This window comes from Roseicyclus sp., assembly GCF_052168335.1.
In the GTDB taxonomy this organism is placed as follows: Bacteria; Pseudomonadota; Alphaproteobacteria; order Rhodobacterales; family Rhodobacteraceae; genus Roseibacterium.
This window is the reverse complement of the sequence record NZ_JBQLZP010000563.1, coordinates 1-5,120: the sequence shown is the minus strand read 5'-3', so window position 1 is coordinate 5,120 and position 5,120 is coordinate 1. Positions and strand designations below refer to the sequence as shown.

The following is a 5,120-nucleotide window of genomic DNA, read 5'->3' as shown; positions in this document are numbered from 1 at the left end:
CTGGCGCAGGTCGGCATGGAGGCGACGCTGAATGCGATGCCGGTCTCGACCTACTGGCCGGAGCTGCGGGAGGGGAACTTCGACATGTTCCTTCTCGGCTGGTCGCCGGGCACCTTCGACGCCGAGCACCCGATCCGCTTCCTCGTGCACACCGCGGGCGAGCGGCTGGGCACCTGGAACTTCGGCGGCTATTCGAGCGCGCGGATCGACGCGCTCCTGCCGGTGATGCAGTCCGAGCTCGACCCCGCCGCGCGCCAGGCGGCGATGGAGGAGGCCGCCGGCATCATCCGGGAGGACGTGGTCTACGTGCCGCTCTACGTGCAGCCGCTCCTCTGGGGGGTGCGGGACGGCGTCGAGGTCACGCAGCGGCCCGACAACTTCCTGATCCTGCGCTGGGTGCGCATGTGAGAGGGTCGATCCCGGGCCCCGGCGCCCCCTCGCGGGAGCGCCGTGGCCCGGAGTCCGGCCTTCGGCCGGGTGCGTATTTTTGGAAAGATGAAGGGCCGGGCGTGACGCCGACCCCGGCGCCGTGCATGCCCCCGGAGGCGGTGAACGCGGGGGGCGGTGATGCGCGGGGATCCGGTCCGGCATCGCGCGCGCGGGCGCGGCGGCGGGGCCGGGCCCGGCCGGCATCCCGGCTGCGGGCCGGGCGGTCATCGCAGGCAGTCCCGGAAGGCGAACTGTCGGGGCGCCACGGGGCGGGGCGCGCGCGCGGCGCTCGTCCGGGATCGGCAGCGGCGCATCGCGCCGGCTGGCGCGCTGCGAGGAAGGTTCCGATGCCGGGGCCGCCGGGCGGAGGGGCGCGCGGGTCGCTTCGGTCCTTGACGCGCCGGGCGCTTCGGGGACCTCACGGCAGCAGCGACCGTGGCGATCCCCGTTCGTCGCGGGCACATCTGCCGGCGCGGTCGCAGCGGGCGCAATTGGCGCAGCGGGTGCCACGGGCGAAGCGGGCGCCACGGGTGCCACGGGTATCCGTCGCCCGACGGGTGCCGCGACGTCCCCGGACGGGTCTCCGCCCGCTCCTTGCGGGACGATGGGCGCGTATCGCCCGGCTCGGGCGCTCCGGCATGGGGTTCCGGGCGCGCGCCTCCTCGCGGGAGGGGGGGCGCACAGGGCTTGCGCCGAAGCGCGCGGAAGCCTCGTGGCCCGCGGCCCTGGTGAGCGCGCGTCGGTCCGCCGGGCGCCGGAGCCGAACCCGCGCCGGTCGCCGGAGCCGATCCTGGCCTGTCCGGACGATCCGCACGACGGGCTCCATCTCCTCCCGCACGAAGCCGGTACGGGCGCATGTGACGTGGTGACGGACGCGCCGCAGGCGGGTTTCGCCCGGATCGCGGGTAGGTTCGGGCGCGGATGGAGACGCGGTCGCGGCACCGCGGGACGCTAGGGACGCGGCGCCCCGGCCGGGCCGCGCGATGCCGTCACGGAAGCGTGGGGCCGCGGACCTCGGCGCTTGAGGCTGGCGGTCTTGGCGCTATGCTGGCGCGACCGGCGCGTGCCGTCCCGAGGGGCGGCCGCAGGGGCGCCGCCGATCCTGAACCAGCAAGGCACATGCTCAGCTACATCCTCCGCCGCGTCCTGCAATCCGTGCTCGTCCTGCTCGTGGTCGGGCTCGTGGCCTTCGCCATGTTCCGCTTCGTGGGCGACCCGGTCGACACGATGCTGGGCCAGGAGCGCACGGTCGAGGACATCGAGCGGCTGCGCGACAACCTCGGGCTCAACGATCCCTTCTTCGTGCAGTACGGGAACTTCCTCCTGCGCGCGGTGCAGGGGGATCTCGGGATCTCCTACCGGCAGGGACGCCCCGTGGCCGAGATCATCGCCGAGCGGCTGCCCGCGACGCTGGAGCTTGCCGCCGTCTCGGGGCTCTTCGCGCTGGTCTTCGGGATCGTCTTCGGCATCTTCACCGCGATCCGGCGCGACGGGTTCGCCGCCAACGCGATCATGACGCTGTCGCTGATCGGGGTCTCGCTGCCGACCTTCCTGATCGGGATCCTCCTGATCTACGTCTTCGCGGTCGAGCTGTCCTGGCTGCCCTCCTTCGGGCGGGGCGAGGTCGTCCGGGTCGGCGGCTGGTCGACGGGGTTCCTGACGCAGTCGGGGCTCGTGGCGCTGATCCTGCCGTCGATCACCCTGGGGCTCTACCAGATGACGCTGATCATGCGGCTGGTGCGCTCGGAGATGCTGGAGGTCATGCGGCAGGACTACATCCGCTTCGCCCGCGCCCGCGGCCTGAGCGACCGGGCGATCCATTTCCGGCACGCGCTGAAGAACACGCTCGTTCCGGTCATCACGGTGACGGGGCTCCAGCTCGGCTCGATCATCGCCTTCGCCATCATCACCGAGACGGTGTTCCAGTGGCCGGGGGTGGGCCTGCTCTTCATCAACGCGATCCAGTTCGTCGACATCCCCGTGATGGCCGCCTACCTCATGCTGATCTCCGTCATGTTCGTCGCGATCAACCTGGCCGTGGACCTCCTCTATGTCGCGATCGATCCGCGGCTCCGCATCGACGGGAAGGCCTGATGACCGACACGCCCGATACCGTTCAGGCCGAGCGCGCCCGCTCCCGCATCGCGATGGCCTGGGACAGCGACGTGGCGCATTCCTTCCGCCGCTCGCCGGTCGCGCTGATCTCGACGGCGGTGACGCTGATCCTGATCCTGTCGGCCGTCTTCGCGCCGCTGATCGCGCCGCACGACCCGTTCAACCCCGCGACGCTGAACCTGATGAACGGCTTCACGCCGCCCGGACAGGCGAACATGTTCACCGGCGAGACCTTCCTGATGGGCACCGACGACCAGGGGCGGGACGTCTTCTCGACCATCCTCTACGGGCTCAGGATATCGCTCTTCGTGGGCTTCGCGGCGGTGGCCTTCGCGCTGGTGCTGGGCGTGACGCTGGGCCTCGTCGCGGGCTACGTGGGCGGGCTGACCGAGACGGTGATCATGCGCATCGCGGACGTGCAGCTGACCTTCCCCGCGATCCTCGTCGCCATGCTGATCTTCGGCATCGCCAAGGGGATCACGCCGCCCGAATACCGCAACGACGTGGCGATCTGGGTGCTGATCATCGCGATCGGCCTCTCCGACTGGGTGCAGTTCGCGCGCGTGGTGCGGGGCGCGACGCTGGTGGAGAAGTCGAAGGAATACGTGCAGGCGGCCCGCCTCATCGGGCGCTCGCCCGTGGCGATCATGCTGCGGCACATCCTGCCGAACGTATTGTCGCCGGTTCTCGTGATCGCCACGATCTCGCTCGCGCTCGCCATCATCGCGGAGGCGACGCTGTCCTTCCTCGGCGTGGGGGCCCCGCCGACCGAGCCGAGCCTCGGCACGCTCATCCGGATCGGTCAGGGGTTCCTCTTCTCGGGGGAGTGGTGGATCCTGGTCTTCCCGGCCTGCACGCTCCTGGCGCTGGCGCTCGCGGTGAACCTGCTCGGCGACTGGCTGCGCGACGCGCTGAACCCGAGGCTCAGGTGATGGTCGATCCCGCCTTCCTCCGCGCGCTGATCCTCCGCGCGCTGATCCTCGGCGCGTCCGTGGGCCTCGCGGCGGTGCTCGTGATCCGCGCCGCGCGGCGTCGGTCCTGGCCGAAATGGCAGGAATTCACCGTGATGGCGGGGGCCCTCGCGGGGGTCGTCCTGTTCTGGAACCTCGTCTGGCCGGAAGGGGCCTGATCAATGGCGCTTCTCGAGATCGAGAACCTCACCGTCGAATTCCCCACGCGCCGCGAGACCTTCGTGGCGGTGAAGGAGGCGCACCTGACGGTGGAGCCGGGGCAGATCCACGGCCTCGTGGGCGAGAGCGGGGCGGGCAAGTCGACCATCGGGGCGGCGGTCATGGGCCTGCTGGAGCGGCCGGGGCGGATCGCGGGCGGCATCATCCGCTTCCGGGGCGAGGAGATCTCGGGCCTCGACGCCGACGCGATGCAGGCGCTCCGGGGCCGCAAGATAAGCATGATCTTCCAGGACCCGCTGACCTCGCTCAACCCGCTCTTCACCGTCCGGCAGCAGCTCGTCGAGACGATCCAGGCGCACCTGAAGCTGTCGGAGGCGGAGGCGGGCGCCCGCGCGGTGGACCTGATCCGGCGGGTCGGCATCCCGAACCCCGAGGCGCGGGTCAACCAGTATCCGCACCAGTTCTCCGGCGGCATGCGGCAGCGCGTGGTGATCGCGCTCGCGCTCTGCTCGGAGCCCGACGTGATCATCGCCGACGAGCCGACGACCGCGCTCGACGTGTCGATCCAGGCGCAGATCCTCGACCTCATCAAGGAACTCGCCCGCGAGCGGCAGGTGGGCGTCATCCTCATCACGCACGACATGGGCGTGATCGCGGACACGACCGACAAGGTGACGGTCATGTATCGCGGCGAGGTGGTCGAGAGCGGGCCGACGGCGGAGGTTCTCGGCACGCCGCAGCACCCCTACACGAAGTCGCTCATCGCCGCCGTGCCGCGCCCGACGGTCAAGCTCGCGCGCTTTCCGCTGATCTCCTACGGCGGCCGCGTGACCGAGTTCCGCATCGAGGACCTCGCGCGGAGCTGGCCCACCGACAGCTCCGAACGGGGGCGGCCGCTGATCGAGGCAGAGGGGATCACCAAGCGCTTCGTCTCGAAGGGCGCGATCCTGCCCTCGCGGCGGGAATACTTCACCGCCGTCGACGCCGCGACCTTCCAGATCCGGCAGGGCGAGGTCTTCGGCCTGGTGGGCGAGAGCGGGTCGGGCAAGTCCACCATCGCGCGGATGATCGCGGGGCTCTACCCGGTCGACGGCGGCAGCGTGCGCTACCGCGAGAAGGACGTGACCTCGGGGCCGCGCGGCGTGCCCGACTGGTACCGGCGGGAGATCCAGATGATCTTCCAGGACCCGTATTCGTCCCTGAACCCCCGGATGCGGGTCGACGCCATCGTGGCGGAACCCGCGAAGCACCACGGCCTTCTGTCGGGCGAGGCGCTGAAGGCGCGGGTGGGCGAGTTGCTCGACCGCGTGGGCCTCGGGGCGGCTGCGGGCCTGCGCTATCCGCACGAGTTCTCGGGCGGGCAGAGGCAGCGCATCTCGATCGCCCGCGCGCTCGCCACGCAGCCTAGGTTCCTGATATGCGACGAGCCGACGAGCGCGCTCGACG

Annotated in this window: 4 protein-coding genes and 1 pseudogene; all 5 read left to right on the top strand. The window is 71.1% G+C overall.

Going from position 1 to position 5,120, the window contains the following annotated elements:
- Positions 1-408, top strand: a pseudogene (locus tag ACTS11_RS17235) (ABC transporter substrate-binding protein); the annotation flags it as partial.
- A 1,140-nt stretch (positions 409-1,548) separates the two neighbouring features.
- The gene (locus ACTS11_RS17230; protein WP_442641527.1) at positions 1,549-2,523 is read left to right on the top strand and encodes an ABC transporter permease; all 975 of its coding nucleotides are present in this window, start codon (positions 1,549-1,551) and stop codon (positions 2,521-2,523) included.
- Positions 2,523-3,476 (top strand): ABC transporter permease, encoded by a 954-nt coding sequence (locus tag ACTS11_RS17225; RefSeq protein ID WP_442641526.1) that lies wholly within the window; start codon positions 2,523-2,525, stop codon positions 3,474-3,476. The genes ACTS11_RS17230 and ACTS11_RS17225 overlap by 1 nt, the downstream gene beginning before the upstream one ends.
- The gene (locus ACTS11_RS17220) at positions 3,476-3,673 is read left to right on the top strand and encodes a hypothetical protein (RefSeq protein ID WP_442641525.1); all 198 of its coding nucleotides are present in this window, start codon (positions 3,476-3,478) and stop codon (positions 3,671-3,673) included. Before ACTS11_RS17225 ends, ACTS11_RS17220 begins: the two co-directional genes overlap by 1 nt.
- Before the next feature lie 3 nt (positions 3,674-3,676).
- The coding region (locus ACTS11_RS17215) for an ATP-binding cassette domain-containing protein (protein ID WP_442641524.1) at positions 3,677-5,120 on the top strand (1,444 nt) is incomplete at its 3' end.

What these genes read in the sequence shown, in the direction of transcription:
- ACTS11_RS17220 (WP_442641525.1), top strand. Translation starts at nt 3,476, where the DNA reads ATGGTCGATCCCGCCTTCCTCCGCGCGCTGATCCTCCGCGCGCTGATC.
- ACTS11_RS17225 (WP_442641526.1), top strand. Translation starts at nt 2,523, where the DNA reads ATGACCGACACGCCCGATACCGTTCAGGCCGAGCGCGCCCGCTCCCGC.
- ACTS11_RS17230 (WP_442641527.1), top strand. Translation starts at nt 1,549, where the DNA reads ATGCTCAGCTACATCCTCCGCCGCGTCCTGCAATCCGTGCTCGTCCTG.